Source organism: Williamsia sp. Y844, assembly GCF_056786475.1.
On record NZ_JBXCJB010000006.1, the window covers coordinates 25678 to 39277 of the forward strand.

12 protein-coding genes are annotated in these 13600 nt (G+C 63.4%); 6 read left to right on the forward strand and 6 right to left on the reverse strand.

Going from position 1 to position 13600, the window contains the following annotated elements:
• The first annotated feature begins 7 nt into the window (after positions 1-7).
• The gene (locus AC1TQG_RS26835; protein ID WP_482141975.1) at positions 8-1282 is read left to right on the forward strand and encodes a cytochrome P450; all 1275 of its coding nucleotides are present in this window, start codon (positions 8-10) and stop codon (positions 1280-1282) included.
• A 103-nt stretch (positions 1283-1385) separates the two neighbouring features.
• On the opposite strand, the gene AC1TQG_RS26840 is transcribed toward AC1TQG_RS26835, so the two are convergent.
• From AC1TQG_RS26840 to AC1TQG_RS26850, 3 genes are read right to left on the reverse strand one after another with little or no spacing between them, the layout of a single operon-like run.
• Positions 1386-2531 carry a thiolase family protein gene (locus AC1TQG_RS26840; protein ID WP_482141976.1) on the reverse strand — a complete coding sequence of 382 codons (1146 nt, stop codon included), beginning with the start codon at positions 2529-2531 and terminating at the stop codon, positions 1386-1388.
• A gap of 39 nt (positions 2532-2570) precedes the next feature.
• The gene (locus AC1TQG_RS26845) at positions 2571-2987 is read right to left on the reverse strand and encodes a Zn-ribbon domain-containing OB-fold protein (RefSeq protein WP_482141977.1); all 417 of its coding nucleotides are present in this window, start codon (positions 2985-2987) and stop codon (positions 2571-2573) included.
• Between the two features lie 45 nt (positions 2988-3032).
• Positions 3033-4709: an acyl-CoA synthetase gene (locus tag AC1TQG_RS26850; protein WP_482141978.1), complete on the reverse strand. Its 1677-nt coding sequence runs from the start codon at positions 4707-4709 to the stop codon at positions 3033-3035.
• A 114-nt stretch (positions 4710-4823) separates the two neighbouring features.
• Between AC1TQG_RS26850 and AC1TQG_RS26855 the strand changes: the two genes are divergently transcribed.
• Both AC1TQG_RS26855 and AC1TQG_RS26860 read left to right on the forward strand, forming a co-directional pair.
• Positions 4824-5504, forward strand: a complete 681-nt coding sequence (locus tag AC1TQG_RS26855; protein WP_482141979.1) for a PaaI family thioesterase — start codon at positions 4824-4826, stop codon at positions 5502-5504.
• Between the two features lie 49 nt (positions 5505-5553).
• A complete protein-coding gene (locus tag AC1TQG_RS26860; RefSeq protein WP_482141980.1) occupies positions 5554-6471 on the forward strand; it encodes an enoyl-CoA hydratase/isomerase family protein in 918 nt (305 codons plus the stop codon).
• Here AC1TQG_RS26860 and AC1TQG_RS26865 read toward each other — a convergent pair.
• The 3 genes from AC1TQG_RS26865 to AC1TQG_RS26875 all read right to left on the reverse strand — a co-directional run bounded on the left by AC1TQG_RS26865 (position 6458) and on the right by AC1TQG_RS26875 (position 9567).
• Positions 6458-7360 (reverse strand): alpha/beta hydrolase, encoded by a 903-nt coding sequence (locus tag AC1TQG_RS26865; RefSeq protein WP_482141981.1) that lies wholly within the window; start codon positions 7358-7360, stop codon positions 6458-6460. The genes AC1TQG_RS26860 and AC1TQG_RS26865 overlap by 14 nt on opposite strands.
• Positions 7357-8706 (reverse strand): flavin-containing monooxygenase, encoded by a 1350-nt coding sequence (locus AC1TQG_RS26870; RefSeq protein ID WP_482141982.1) that lies wholly within the window; start codon positions 8704-8706, stop codon positions 7357-7359. The genes AC1TQG_RS26865 and AC1TQG_RS26870 overlap by 4 nt, the downstream gene beginning before the upstream one ends.
• A 96-nt stretch (positions 8707-8802) precedes the next feature.
• The gene (locus AC1TQG_RS26875) at positions 8803-9567 is read right to left on the reverse strand and encodes a TetR/AcrR family transcriptional regulator (RefSeq protein ID WP_482141983.1); all 765 of its coding nucleotides are present in this window, start codon (positions 9565-9567) and stop codon (positions 8803-8805) included.
• 273 nt (positions 9568-9840) lie between these two features.
• On the opposite strand from AC1TQG_RS26875, the gene AC1TQG_RS26880 reads away from it, so the two are divergent.
• The 3 genes from AC1TQG_RS26880 (at position 9841) to AC1TQG_RS26890 (ending at position 13594) form a co-directional block, all read left to right on the forward strand.
• The gene (locus tag AC1TQG_RS26880) at positions 9841-10656 is read left to right on the forward strand and encodes an enoyl-CoA hydratase (protein WP_482141984.1); all 816 of its coding nucleotides are present in this window, start codon (positions 9841-9843) and stop codon (positions 10654-10656) included.
• A gap of 71 nt (positions 10657-10727) precedes the next feature.
• On the forward strand, positions 10728-11957 hold the full coding sequence (locus AC1TQG_RS26885; RefSeq protein ID WP_482141985.1) for an amidohydrolase family protein: 1230 nt from the start codon (positions 10728-10730) through the stop codon (positions 11955-11957).
• Complete coding sequence (locus AC1TQG_RS26890; protein WP_482141986.1) at positions 11954-13594, forward strand: acyl-CoA synthetase; 1641 nt, start codon at positions 11954-11956, stop codon at positions 13592-13594. The genes AC1TQG_RS26885 and AC1TQG_RS26890 overlap by 4 nt, the downstream gene beginning before the upstream one ends.
• Positions 13595-13600 lie beyond the last annotated feature (6 nt).

Below are 13600 nucleotides of genomic sequence, written 5' to 3' on the forward strand. Positions count from 1 at the left end.
GGTATCGATGACCATCGACAGTGCGCCGGTTTCACCACATCCGTATCACCGGCTCGACATTTCGGCCGAGGACTTCTGGAAGGCCGGTGACTTCCGCACGCGTGATGACATATTCGCGCAGTTGCGCGCCGAGGAAGGCCTGAGCTGGCATGCTCCGGTTTCCGCGGTCTTTCCACACGAGGAGACCGGATACTGGGCGCTGACCCGGCACGCGGACATCCGTGAGGTCAGCCAGAACAACGCCGTCTTCGGATCCAGTCTGGGGGTGTCGCTCGATCCGATGCCTGCCGAGATCCAGCGGATGACAACCTACTTCCTGGCGATGGATCCGCCGGATCACACCCGGCATCGCAAGCTGATCAGTTCGGCGTTCACGCCGCGGCAGGTCAAGCGGATCGAGGAACAGATCCGGACGAATGCTCGTGTGGTGGTGGACGATTTCCTGACCCAGCTGCGCACCGGTGAAGAGTTCGACCTCGTGTCGTCTCTGTCGACGAAGCTGCCGATGAAGACCATCTCCGACATGATCGGCATCGAGCCGGAGAATCAGGAGGCCGTCGCCTACGCCGCCGAAAGCCTCATGGGCGGAAGCGATGACGAGTACGCGTCACTGGAAGAGCGGGCGATGCACGTCATGGGTCAGCTCGGGATCCTCCAGAATGCCGGCGTCGAACTCGCTGCCCGTCGCCGCGAAGACCCGCGCGAAGATCTGATGACCAACATCATCAACGCGGAGGTCGATGGGCACAAGGTGTCCGACACCGATATCGGCTCGTTCATGGTGCTCCTCGGCTCGGCGGGCAACGACACCACCAAACAGACAACTACCCACGTGTTCAAGGCGCTGGTCGAGAACCCCGACCAAAAGGCCTGGCTGCTGGAGGATTTCGACGGGCGGATCAACACCGCCGTCGACGAGTTCGTCCGCTGGTCGACGCCGGTGGTCTCGTTTGCACGGCATGCACTGGTCGACACCGAACTCGGCGGTACGCAGATCGCGGCCGGCGAAAAGATCGGCCTCTTCTACTGCTCGGGTAACCGCGACGGAGAAGTCTTCGACCGTCCCCACGAGTTCGACATCACGCGCGACCCCAACCCCCACGTCGGCTTCGGCGGCGGGGGAGCGCACTACTGCCTCGGAGCGCAACTCGCGAAAATGGAACTGCGCCATCTCTTCTACGAACTGCTGACCCGGGTTCCCGACGTCACCCTCGGTGAACCCGAGTACCTGCAGAGCACCTTCGTCCACGGCGTCAAACGGATGAACGTCAGCCTGGCCTAGTGCCCTTCCGCAAACGCTCCACTTATGCGAAGACGCTCCGCATATATGCGGAGCGTCTTCGCATAAGTGGAGCGTATGGTGGCCGGGTGGTGCGGCCCGGTTGTCAGGTGGTCAGGACTGTGGCACCTGCGGTTCCGGGTGCACCGTAGAGCTGGGCGAAGCCGACTTTCGGATTGCCGCCGACCTGGCGGTCGCCTGCCTCGCCGCGGAGTTGGCGTACCAGCTCGTGGATCTGCCGGATACCGGATGCCCCGATCGGCTCACCATTGGCGATGAGACCACCATCGGTGTTGACCGGCATCGGACCGCTGATCTCGGTGAGACCTTCGGCGAGCAACTTCTCCTGGTCACCGTGGGCGCAGAAGCCCGCCTCGGCCATGTGGATGACCTCGGCTCCGGCATCGGTGTCCTGGAGCTGGATCACGTCGACGTCTTCCGGTGATACCCCGGCGACTTCGAAGGCAGCGCGGGACGCGTAGACGGTGGGCGCCACATCCTCGTCGACGGGGCCATAGGTGGTGTTGACCTCGTAGGCACCGTAACTGCGCGTCCGCAGCTCAACGGCCTTCACGAAGACCGGCTTGGTCTTGAAGCGATGTGCGATGTCGGCGTTGCACATGATCACCGCGGCGGCACCTTCGTCGGGTGCGCAGAACATGTAGTGCGTCAACGGATAGTTGAGCATCGGCGAGCCGAGGATCTCTTCCTCGGAGATCGGCTTGCGGCGGAACGCATTCGGATTGAGGGCGCCGTTCCGGTAGCTCTTGGCTGCCACCTTCGCCAGGGTTTGCGGTGGGATGTTGTGATCGTGGAGGTAGCGATTGGCCTTCATGCCGAAGAACTGCGTGGTCAGGTACTGGCCGTTCTCGGCGTACCACTTCGGCATCCCCACCAGGGTCGGGTCTTCGGTGAATGCACCGCGCGGATGCTTGTCCAGGCCGATAGCGATCCCGATGTCATAGCGACCGACGCGGATCGTGTCGGCGCACACCTGAGTTGCGCTCGCGCCGGTGGCGCAGGCGTTGAACACGTTGGTGAAGGGTATTCCGGTGAGCCCCAACATCCCGACGATGTTGTCCGGATTGGCGACCGTCCAGCTGCCGCCGACACCGAACTGGATGTCTTTCCATTCCAGGCCGGCGTCTTTGAGTGCAAAGCGGACGGCGTCGACACCCATCTCCATGGCGGACTTGCCCTCGAATCGGCCGAACGGGTGCAGTCCCACTCCGATGATCGCGACCCTCGTCATTGTGCTGTCCGATCTGTCATTTCAAAACCCTTCGTGGTGTCAGATCGCCTGGAAGGCGAACGTCACGATCTCGTTGCCGTCGTCGTCGGCGGTGAACGGGATCATCGTGAGCTCGACATCCATCCCGAATTGCAGTTTGGCGGTGTCGCTTTCGGTCAATCGACCCTCGACCCGGACCACATCGCCGAGCTGGACCAGGCCGACTGCAAACGGTGTGAAGGTCTTCATGGTCTCCCGCCCGGCGTACGGAGCTCCCGGAAGAAACCCCTGGGTGGTCCACGCGACCAGGGTTCCGCGGCGCGGCAGCAGTGCCGCCGACACCTGATCGCTGCTGCATCGCGGGCAGAGTTTGTGTTCGGGAAACACAGTGGCCTCACAATCACCACAACGACTTCCGATCAGCTGGGGATCGGTGCTCGGCCAGGTCGAGATCTCCGGTGCCAAGGCTTTTTGCATCAAGCACTCCATTCGTGGTTCTGCGGATGAGGTGAAGAACGGGGGTCAGTCGCCGGTGACCGCCTGCGCTCGGGCCCACCGATAGTCGGCCTTACCCACGGGGCTTCTCTGGATCGCAGTGCGGAACAGAACGGCCTTGGGCAGTTTGTATCGGGCGAGTGATTTGCCTGCGTGATCGACGAGGTCCTCGGAACTTGCTGTCGCGCCATCGATCAGCGCCACCACGGCAACAACTTCCTCACCCCAGCGTTCACTGGGACGTCCGGCCACCACGACATCGCTGACCGCCGGGTGGGAGGCGATGGCCATCTCGACTTCCTCGACAAAGACCTTTTCGCCGCCGGAGTTGATGGTCACGGAGTCTCGGCCCAGCAGTGCGATGTTGCCATCGGAGAGCAGTCGGGCGCGGTCGCCGGGCAGGGAGAATCGGATGCCGGCAACGGTGGGAAACGACTTCGCGGACTTTGCTTCATCACCCTTGTAGCCCAGCGGGACGTGTCCGCGCTGAGCCAGCCATCCGATGCCGTCGTGTCCGGGTTCGAGGATCGCCTCGAGGTCCTCAGAAAGGACGCAGGTGTCCGGTCCAGGATTGAATGTTCCGGTGGAAACGGCGTCGGCAGTGGACAAGTGGGTCATCTGCGCGCCGGTCTCCGAGGAGCCGACACCGTCGATCACGATGGCGTTGGGGAGGGCGTCGATCAGTCGCGCCTTGATGGTCGGCGTCAGGATCGCCCCACCGTTGGCCACGGCGAACAGCGACGTGAGGTCGGCGGAGGTGTCTTCCAGCGCAGTGAGCAGGGGCCGTGCCACGGCGTCGCCGACAAGCATCACCACCCCGGCTTTCTCCCGTTCGATCGCGGCCACGACGTCGTGGGGATCGAGATGGTCGACGACGGTGGGGAACACCAGGGATTGGCCTGTGCTCAGTGCTTGCATGGCGGCCCACTGGGCGGCGCCGTGAATCAGCGGCGGCAACACCACGATCTTGATCCCCGGGTTGTCGACCACGCGGGCGGCGATGTCCTCGTACGAACGTGCGAGTTCACCGGTTGCGAGATTCCGCCCACCGAAGGCGGACACAAAGATGTCGTGTTGACGCCACAGCACGCCTTTGGGCATACCTGTGGTTCCGCCGGTGTAGAGGACGTACAGGTCGTCCGGCGAAGGTTCGACGGGCGGTGATTCCGGGGAGCTCTCGGCGATGACGGTTTCGTAGTCCACGGCGCCGGGCAACAAATCGTTTCCCGAGTTGTCGGCGATCTGGATGAGCACTCGCAGGTGTGGGAGGTCGGGCAGCACCGCGGCGAGCTGTGGGGCAAACACGGCGTGATAGACCAGCGCACTGGCGCCTGCGTCCGCGAGCAGGTACCGAAGCTCGTCGCTGACGTACCGGAAGTTCACGTTGAACGGGGCGACGCGGGCCCGGAAGGCACCCAGCAGCGTCTCGATGTATTCGTTGCCGTTGTAGGCGTAGATGCCGAGCAGATCCTGACCGGTTTCGTGGCCGGCGAGTTCATCGCGTTTGGTATGTACGCCCAATCCGCATGAATGGAGGTAGGAGGCAAGGCGTTTGGAACGATCGGCGATCTGGGCGTGGGTGTAGTGATCGTCGCCCTGGGAGATGAAAACGCGGTCGCCGATCGCGGCGGCGACGACGTCGGCAGCCGCTCCGACGGTGAACTCGGTAGTTGTCGGCTCGGCCCCGGTGTCGGTGTTGGACACAATTCCTCCTCGATGGCGGCTTCGCGGCCACAGGTGGCCTGATGTCCACTACTGTAAGGTATACGGGAACGCGTGCGACAGTCTTTGCGACAAGCATTTTGAAGGAGTGGGACCATGGCGCTGGACGAACAGGTGACCTCGGGCGAGAGCGCCAGACCCAGTTATGGCGAAGCACCACTCGACCAGACGGTCGCCGCCGCAGCGGCCATCCGCCGTCTGATCGAAGTGGCACTCTCACTCGAACATGAGCACCCGACGGTGGATGCCATTGCCGCCCAATGTGAGCAGTGGGAGCGCGAACTGGCCGTTGCGGCGCCACCGAATCCGGCGCCGCGATTCGGAGATGAGGTCGGCGCGGATCGGCGGGTCTACCTCGACCACGCCTTTGACGTCGGTGCATTCAATCCCTGTTTCCCCGAGTACGAGTTCGACCACCTCGACCCCCGCAGCGCATCGGGACGGGTGGAGTTCGGGTTGTCCTACGAAGGTCCACCGGGATCGGTGCACGGTGGGTTCTTGGGCGTGTTCTTCGATTGTGTTGTACAGCACCAGAATTGTGCGGTACGACTATCGGGTAAAACCCGTTCACTCAACATCGCCTACCGACGGCCGACGCCGGTGCTCACCCCGTTGCGGTTCGAGATCGACCGATCGCACGAGGGTCGCGAACTCATCTCGACGGCGCGCCTGCTACTCGGCGACGAGACGTTGTGCAGCGCGCAGGTCACCGCGGTTGCATTACCTCCCGATCAGCTGGCCGGCTCGCGCCACGGCAAACGCAGGATTTCGAACTGATGCGCAGGCACCGCACATCCCCCGTGCGAATCGATAAGGAGTTTGGCAGATGACATCGTCGACTGTTGGAAGTGACCGGGTCCTGTTCGAGGTGGACCGTGACACCCGGATCGCGACGATCACGCTGAACAATCCACAACGCCGTAACTCCTACGACGCAGCAATGCGCGATGATCTGGCCCGGTGCCTCGATGTGGTCGCCGACGACGACGACGTGACGGTCGCGCTGCTTCGCGGCGCCGAGGGGGTGTTCAGCACGGGCGCCGACATGAACAACGCCTACGGTTGGTACGGCGAAGAGAAGGGCGTCGATGGGAATGATGCAGGCGCCTCGGGGAAGAGTCGCAGGCCCAGTCAGCGTCGACGACTCAATGTGGACCGCAAGTCATTTGGCTTCTACCACGAGTTCCTGGGGTTCCCGAAGGTCACCGTCGGCGAGATCGGCGGGTATGCGCTTGGCGGTGGATTCGAGATGGCGCTCATGTGCGATATCTCGGTCATCGCCAGGGACACCAAGATCGGGATGCCCGCGACCCGGTTCCTGGGCCCGGCTCTGGGCAGTCTGCACATGTTCTTCCACCGCCTGGGCCCGGTGCTGGCCAGGCGAATGTTGTTGACGGGCGACATCATCGGTGCCGGGGAGGTGGAGCATCTGGGCGTGTTCACCGAGACCTGTGATCCGCAGTCCCTGACCGCCGCTGCCCGCTACTGGGCGCGCAAGGCGGCAAAGATGCCGGCCGATGGCGTGGTGATCGCCAAAGAGGCGTTTCGGATGGTGGAGCAGAATCAGGCGTATCAGGGCGAGGAGGTGGCGAGCTACCTCTTCCACGCCTTCGGGACGAACCTGCAGTTCGCGCCGGGGGAGTTCAACTTCGTCAAGACGCGAGCCGAACATGGGACCAGGGAAGCATTCCGGTTGCGCGACGAGCACTTTCACGTCGAACGTGAGGACTTCAAGAACCTCTGAGATCTGCACCGGCGGTCAGCGCGCGGGTCAGGAACTTCACCTGATGGGCGACAACCGTTTCGTGCCACGGCTTGCCCGGATACACGTCGAAGTGATCGCAGGGATAGTGCCGGATCTGCGCGCGGGCCCGCACCGCGGTCTTGATCGCGGCGTCAACCGCGACGCAGCGGTCGAAGTCCGCGATCTGGAACAGGGCGTGGCAACGCACCTGCGCGGCGCGGCGGCCGGGTCGATGCCGGATGGCCTCGACCGCAATCGAGGCGTTCACCTCGTTGCGCCAGGTGGGTCCGGCTATGGACGTGTAGTCGTCGAATGTGCCGGACACATCCAGCAGTGCGCCCGAACCGGGCTGTCCGACCGCGGGCACCATGATCCGAGGTCGGCCCAGTGCCGCGGCGGCCTTGTCTCGAAGTCCCTGTGCAAGAAGCTTTGCCACTCGCGACGCCCGGTGATCAGGGCGGCTCGCCACCAAGGGTGTGAGCGAGATCAGCGCGACGATGTCGCTACGACCGGCCGCAACCTCCAAGATGGTGCCGCCGGACATCGAGACACCCCAGAGCACCATCCGCTGCGGATCGACTTCGGGGAGCAGTGCGGCCTGGCGTAGCGCGGCGCGATAGTCCTGGACCTGGCCGGGCAATGAGATGACCTGGCGTGGCCGGCCCGCACTGGCGCCGAAACCCCGGTAGTCGAAGGCGATGACGTCCAAACCGGCGGCGGCCAGGCTCCGGCCGAAGGGTTCGAGCCCACAGTCCTTGGTGCCGGCGAATCCATGTGCCATGACCACCACTGGTCTGCCGGTGCCACCCGCGAGCCTGTTGTCGGCGGCGGGAAAGTGCCAGGCATCGATGTCGACACCGCCGGAGGGGAACACCAGTTGATTCCTCACCGGCGGGCACCTGCCCGGCGTCGTCCCTGCGGGAGTTCCTGCAGTCTCATCTGACGTTCGTAGTCGAAGAAGTTGACCTGCTGCGTATGTCGAGGGCGGTCGAGCACATTGTGCAGGTACATGTCTTCGTCGGCCTTGATGATCCGGTGCATCTCGTCGACGTCTGGTGGCCGATACGCCCCCGCTGCGTAGGCGGCGATCAACCGCGACTGGCATTCCACAAATGGGAAAAGAGTCGGAACCGACTGTGCGAAGCCGGCAAAGGCCAGATCGTCGAAACCCGGTTTGAGGATGCGCTTGTAGAGCGCGATGCGATTGTCCGGCGCGCTGATGAAATCACGATCGAAGAACGGGAAGGTGATGTTGTAGCCGGTGGCGTAGATGATGACGTCGACCTCGGCGCTGGTGCCGTCGTCGAAGTGCACGGTCCGGTCGTCGAGCTGCCGGACATCGGGTTTGGGGGTCACGTCGCCGGAGCCGAGCCTCAGGGGCAGTTCGATCGACTGCGTTCCGTGGGCATCGAGGAACCGGTGCGTCGGCCGCGGCAACCCCCACTGCGCCGGATCGCCCGAGATGAACTCGGCAAAGCCGTTGATCATTGTGCGCTGCAACCGTTTCGGGATGTAGGGCAGCGCACGTCCGTACTTGTCGACCGGGCGTCCGGCGATGTATTTGGGAACGATCCAGGACCCTGAGCGGGTGGACAGGTAGACGGTGTTGTTCAGCGTTCGCGAGGAGACCTCGACGGTGATGTCCGCGGCGCTGTTGCCGATGCCGACCACGAGAATGCTTTTGTCGCGGCAGTCGAGGGGTTCGGATGGATCGATGTACTGATGGGAGTGGATCGTCTGTCCGCTGAACTCACCGGGGAAGCCGGGGTAACGGGGATCCCAGTGGTGGCCGTTGGCAACGACCAGGAACTCGAAGTCATGGCTGCCACCGTCGCGGGTGTGCAGGGTCCAGCCGCCACCGCTGTGGTGCTCGGCCCGGATGACGGCACTGTTGAACTCGATGCGCTCCAAGAGGTCGAAGGCTTCGGCATAGTCGTCGAGATAGGACTTGATCTGCGAATGGTGTGGAAAGTCCGGGAACTCGTCGGGCATCGGGAAGTCCCGGAACGACAACTGATGTTTCGAGGTGTCGATGTGCAGCGAACGATAGGCACTGGAGACACCGTTCGGATTCTGGAAGGCCCAGTTGCCGCCGATCCGGTCCGAGGATTCGAAGCAGGTGTACGGAACCCCGTAGTCGCCCAGCATCTTGCCGGCTGTCAGGCCGGCGATACCTGAACCGATGATCCCGGTGGAGCGTGGCCCAGTGGATCCGGACCCAGTAGCGATGCCCATTCGATCTCATCTCAGCCGAAATGTTGTCGTATGCCTTGTCCATGAGGCCACTTCGATGAGTCTGGTTTGTATTCGCCGTGTTCGCAGGCAGTTTGGCTAACTCGCTTCAGGTGTCTTTCCGTTGCGGCGTGGCGATGCCGATGATTTTGCCGCCCCTGCCGACGTGGCCTCGATCAGCCGGCTCGCATGATCGAGGATGCATTCGAGACCGAAGGCGAAGTTCTTGTCGTCCGGCGCACCGATGCTGTGCCCGCGACCGACGCCTTCGGAGAGCAGCGGCGTCGTCTCCGGCGTGATGATCAGGTGCTCGTAGTACGCGCGGGCTTCGGGGTCGGCAGCCTTCTGCTTGTGGTGCAGACGCGCCAGGACAACCGAACCGCGCACGTGGAGCTGGACCGCCGAGTACGTGTCGAATGCGTCGTCAAGGGACAGTCCGGCCTTCACCAGGTTGGCGACGGCCAGCTCGATCAGTTGCGCACCGGGTTGTCCGGCCCGTGGACTCATCGACCCCCGGATCAGGATCAGGTCGCACAGGATCGGGTTCGCGGTGAAAGTCTCGCGCATCCCGTACGCATGTTCGCTGAGCGTTTCGCGCCACGGCCTGTTCTGCGGGAACGGGGTTTCCCGGGCGAACTGGCCCAGCGCCCGGTCGGTCATCGCGTTGAGCAGGTCGTCCTTCTTGCGGAAGTACCAGTAGATGCTCGTGACTCCGACACCGAGATGTTTGCCGAGCAGCGGCATGCTGAGGTTGTCGATCGAGACCTCTTCGGCCAGTTCGAAAGCACCCTTGATGATGTCGTTGGGATCAATGGATCCACGCTCTCGCCGTTGCCGCTTCGCTGGAGCGCTTTGCTTTGCCATTTCGAAACCACTTCCGTCAACACTCGTCTGCCGACGAGCGCGTCCGCCGTCGTACTTGATCGTCCCCGTAAACGTTACCGAAGACCGTGCAGTAACCACCGTTGCCAGGTCTGTGAGCTGGGTCTCCGTTTGACGGTGCGGCAGCGTGTTCGGCCGACGTGAGGGTGGCCCCCGTGGCCTGTGCAAACCCTTGTGGAATGCACTACCGATAGGTATACAGTAGTGGTGCCAGAGAGTCCTCGGGGCTGTTTACCCAATTCAGGAGGTGCCGCTGTGTCCGAGGCGGATATCGATCAGGCGGTTCTGTATTCCGAGACCGATGCCGGGGTTGCCGTCCTCACGCTGAACCGTCCGGATCGGATGAACGCCTGGGGGATCGACATGGCAAATGCCTTCTACGAGTGCGTCGATCGGGCCGAAGCGGCTCCTCATATCCGGGTGTTGGTCGTCGCGGGCAGCGGTGGTGCGTTCTGCGCCGGTGCCCACCTCGGCTCATCCGAGACCATCGGTGACTCGCTGTCGCGCACGGGTGATGTCGATATCAGCAAGATCATCGGGGATCGGCCGGTGTCGTTTCTGACCGGCTTGCGTAAACCCGTTGTCGCGGCCATCGACGGGCCTTGCGTCGGCATCGGTCTGGTACTGGCCCTGATGTGCGACGTCCGTTTTGCCACCACGGGCACAAAGTTTGCGGCACCCTTCGCCAAAAGGGGGCTGGTCGCCGAGAACGGTATCTCCTGGATACTCCCGCGGCTGGTCGGATGGGGTGTGGCCATGGATCTGCTGCTCAGCGGTCGTACCTTCTACGCCGACGAGGCCGCAGATCTCCACTTGATCAAAGAGGTTGTCGCCACCGAGGTACTCATGGAGCGGGTACTCGAATACGCCGAAGGTATTGCCCTGCAGTGTGCCCCGAGTTCGTTGGCGTACATCAAGGAGCAGGCGTATCGGGATTCGACCGGCGATGTGGGCGAAGCCGGTTCCCGCGCAGTGGCTTTGATGGGTCACTCGTTGACCCGACCGGACTTCTCCGAAGGCATCTTGGCCTTCTTCGAGAAGCGAAAGCCGAACTTCCCGCCGCTGCAGTGAACAGCTCCACTGCGCGGCAACGGGTGCTCCAACAACACAATTCACCGCTCGCCGGATCGAAAGGACACTCAATGCCGAAGCTTCCGTACCGGGCGATTGATGTCGACAACCACTACTACGAACCGCTCGACGCCTTCACGCGACACCTCGACAAGAAGTTCCGCCGCCGGGGTGTGCAGTTCGCCGACAACGGGCGGCACACGATGGCGATCATCGGTGACCGGGTGAACCGATTCATCCCCAATCCATCGTTCGACCCGATCATCGTGCCTGGCTGCCTCGATCTGATGTTCCGGGGCCAGATCCCCGACGGGGTCGACCCGGCCTCCCTGATGCAGGTCGAGAGTATCGAGATGCGCCCCGAGTATCGCGAGCGCAGCGCCCGGGTTGCGATCCTGGATGAGCAGGAGATCGAGACGATCCTGATGTTCCCGACATTCGGGTGTGGTGTCGAGGAGGCGTTGACCAACGACATACCCGCGACGATGGCCTCTTTGCACGCATTCAACCTGTGGCTGGACGAGGATTGGGGTTTTGCACGCGCTGACAACCGGATCATCACGGCACCGATCATCTCCTTTGCAGATCCGGAAGCTGCTGCCGCAGAAGTCGATTCCGTCATCGAAAGGGGTGCGCAGCTGGTCTGCGTCCGGCCCGCACCGGTTCCCGGGATTCCGAAGCCGCGGTCGTTGGGGGACCGCCTGCATGATCCGGTCTGGGCGCGCCTGGCCGAAGCCGGTATACCCGTGGCCTTCCACCTGAGCGACAGCGGATATCTCAACATCGCTGCGATGTGGGGTGGCAAGGCGAACTTCGAAGGATTCGGGACCACCGACCCGTTCGACAAGATCGTCGTCGATGATCGGGCGATACACGACACCATCGCCTCGCTGATCGTTCACGGCGTGTTCGACCGTCACCCCACGCTTCGGGTGGCGAGCATCGAAAACGGTACGGACTGGATGCACCGGCTGGCCAAACGTCTGGCCAAGCTTGCCAATCAGTTCCCGCGGTCATTCCCCGGCGATCCGGTCGAGACGCTGCGCAACCATGTGTGGGCGGCCCCGTATTACGAGGAGGACATGCCGGCGCTTGCCGAGCTGATCGGCGTCGAGCGCATCTTGTTCGGCTCGGACTGGCCGCACGGTGAGGGGCTGGAGACTCCGGTGTCGTTCGCCGATGACCTGTCCGATTTCAACGAGGCGGATGTCCGGAAGATCATGCGCGACAACGCCTTGGAGTTGCTGGGTCGTTCACCCGTTGTGGCAGGCGCCGGGCCCGAGAAGAAGGCGGGCCGATGAGGGAATGGTCGATCGGTGATGTGCTCGACGAAGTGGCGTCGGCGATACCGGATCGGGTGATGACGGTATGTGGCTCGCGGAGGAGCACATTCGCCGAGTCGGCCGCGCGGACACGCCGGTTGGCCAATTACCTCGTCGATCAGGGCCTCGGCGTCCACACCTCGCAATCCGAACACGAACGCTGGGAATGCGGACAAGACCGGGTTGCGCTGATCATGCGCAACGACCTCTACCCGGATGCGATGATCGCCTGCCTGAAGGCCCGCGTGGTCCCGGTCAATGTGAACTACAACTACACGGCGCGGGAGATCGCCGAACTTCTCGCCTACGTTCGCCCGAAAGCGGTGATCTACCACCGCTCATTCGGCCCCGAGTTCGCCGGGGCGTTGACTGCCGAAGGGGTCGAGCTCCTGATCGAGGTCGCTGACGGCAGCGACGCGCCGCACGTCGACGGCGCGGTCTCCTTCGATGATGCTGTGGCACAGGGTAATTCGGACAGGACGCTGCCCTCCTCACCCGACGACATCGTCATGCAGTGCACCGGTGGCACAACCGGGCGACCCAAGGGGGTGATGTGGCGACAGAGTGATCTCTATGTGTCGTCACTGGCCGGCAATGACTACGAGTCCGCCACCGACCTCCACAACATCGCACTGACCGGCGGTCAGGTCTGGTTTGCGGTGTCGCCGCTGGTGCATGCGGCAGGTATCTGGACGGCGTTCTCGGGACTGCTGACCGGGCAGACCGTGGTGCTGTTCGACGACCGCGACCACTTTGATCCCCGGGCGGTCCTGGAAACGGCGGAGCGGGAGAAGGTCTCGCTCATGACGATGGTCGGGGACGCCTACGCGGCGCCGATCGCTGCGGAGCTGGGGCGCAAGAGCTACGACCTGTCATCGATGTACGCCATTGCCTCCGGCGGCGCGGCGACCAACCCGATCCACAAGACCGCGTTGCTGGAAGCTCTACCGCATGTGATGGTCATCGACGGATACGGATCATCGGAGACCGGTGGTCTGGGCTTCTACACGAGCCAGAAGGGTGCCCTGGGGGAGACTTTCGGACTCCGGCCCGGCGGAACGGTTGTCTCGGCCGATCGCACCCGGGTCCTCGAACCCGGGGACGACGAGATCGGCTGGACTGCCCGCGCGGGTCGGGTCCCTCTTGGATACTTCCAGGATCGAGTGGCCACCGAGAGCACGTTCCCGGTACTCGGCGGGGTGCGGATGTCGATCCCCGGTGACCGGGCGACCCTTGACGCCGATGGCACGGTGCGACTTCTCGGACGCGACTCGCTCGTGGTCAACACCGGCGGCGAGAAGGTTTTCGTCGAAGAGGTCGAAGCCGTACTGCGGAGGCAACCGGGTATCACCGACGCTCTGGTGCTCGGTCGGGCCAGTGATCGCTGGGGCCAGGAGGTGGTGGCGCTGGTCGCGCTCGAGCCCGGTTCGAGGCAGACCGCGGAGAGCTTGCGGGCGTTGTGCAAGTTGGAGTTGGCCGGGTTCAAGGTGCCCAAAGCGGTGATCTTCGTCGAACGGGTCAAACGACTCGGCAATGGCAAGCCCGACTACCGGTGGGCGAAGGCAGAGCTGGAATCTTCCTGTGACACAGCCCGTCCCGTGACCTCAGCACTTTAGAAACGG

What these genes read in the sequence shown, in the direction of transcription:
- AC1TQG_RS26840 (WP_482141976.1), bottom strand. Translation starts at nt 2,531, where the DNA reads ATGACGAGGGTCGCGATCATCGGAGTGGGACTGCACCCGTTCGGCCGA.
- AC1TQG_RS26870 (WP_482141982.1), bottom strand. Translation starts at nt 8,706, where the DNA reads ATGGGCATCGCTACTGGGTCCGGATCCACTGGGCCACGCTCCACCGGG.
- AC1TQG_RS26835 (WP_482141975.1), top strand. Translation starts at nt 8, where the DNA reads ATGACCATCGACAGTGCGCCGGTTTCACCACATCCGTATCACCGGCTC.
- AC1TQG_RS26855 (WP_482141979.1), top strand. Translation starts at nt 4,824, where the DNA reads ATGGCGCTGGACGAACAGGTGACCTCGGGCGAGAGCGCCAGACCCAGT.
- AC1TQG_RS26885 (WP_482141985.1), top strand. Translation starts at nt 10,728, where the DNA reads ATGCCGAAGCTTCCGTACCGGGCGATTGATGTCGACAACCACTACTAC.
- AC1TQG_RS26845 (WP_482141977.1), bottom strand. Translation starts at nt 2,987, where the DNA reads ATGCAAAAAGCCTTGGCACCGGAGATCTCGACCTGGCCGAGCACCGAT.
- AC1TQG_RS26860 (WP_482141980.1), top strand. Translation starts at nt 5,554, where the DNA reads ATGACATCGTCGACTGTTGGAAGTGACCGGGTCCTGTTCGAGGTGGAC.
- AC1TQG_RS26890 (WP_482141986.1), top strand. Translation starts at nt 11,954, where the DNA reads ATGAGGGAATGGTCGATCGGTGATGTGCTCGACGAAGTGGCGTCGGCG.
- AC1TQG_RS26875 (WP_482141983.1), bottom strand. Translation starts at nt 9,567, where the DNA reads ATGGCAAAGCAAAGCGCTCCAGCGAAGCGGCAACGGCGAGAGCGTGGA.